This window comes from Polaromonas sp. P1_E3 (genome assembly GCF_056405935.1).
On the sequence record NZ_JBFUBD010000827.1, the window covers coordinates 1 to 591 of the forward strand.

The window sequence follows — 591 nt, forward strand, 5'->3', positions numbered from 1 at the left end:
GGACAGCATACTGACAGTGACCATATCAAATATGGGACTTTATTCCAGTCGGCTAAAGACGACGTTCGCCCCCAGGTTGAATATCTCGTTTGAACTCGTAGACATAAAGACGGAGAATTCGATCTATTCGCAATCCATCAGCTATGGCGCAGACGCCAGCAAGAATTCGGATGACGAGATCACCGCCAACGCAAATTACACGTTCGCATCGTTCGAGGATGCCCTCAATAGAGCGGCGGAGCTGGTTGAAGCGTATCGAGATGGAATCAAGAGGACAGCGCAACTCGCTGCTCAACAAATCAAAGGAGCGCGTTAGGCGGAACGACCGGCGGATGTAAGCCAATTACGCTTTTCACAAGCCATGAAACCTAACCTATCTGCCCCGGAGGCGCACGGAGTGCCTTTCCTGGAGGCAGCATGCCAGGTGCACCGGTAATGCCCAATCCTTCAATCGAGAGGGTGTTTGCCGGCAAGCCGCGTCACGTCTCTCATCCCAAACGTTAGGTTGCAGTTTTGGCACGCCTTCGATTTTCCGTCTGTGAGGTTCTCTCGGCGGCACTCGCGTCCGCAATTCTCGGCGCGCTCTTGGGG

At 53.8% G+C, this 591-nt stretch carries 1 protein-coding gene; it reads left to right on the forward strand.

The window, feature by feature from the left end; translation table 11 throughout:
- Nucleotides 1–316 (forward strand): hypothetical protein (locus AC1D0Z_RS23775; RefSeq protein ID WP_477660569.1); only part of this gene is annotated, 316 nt, incomplete at its 5' end.
- Between the last annotated feature and the right edge of the window lie 275 nt (nt 317–591).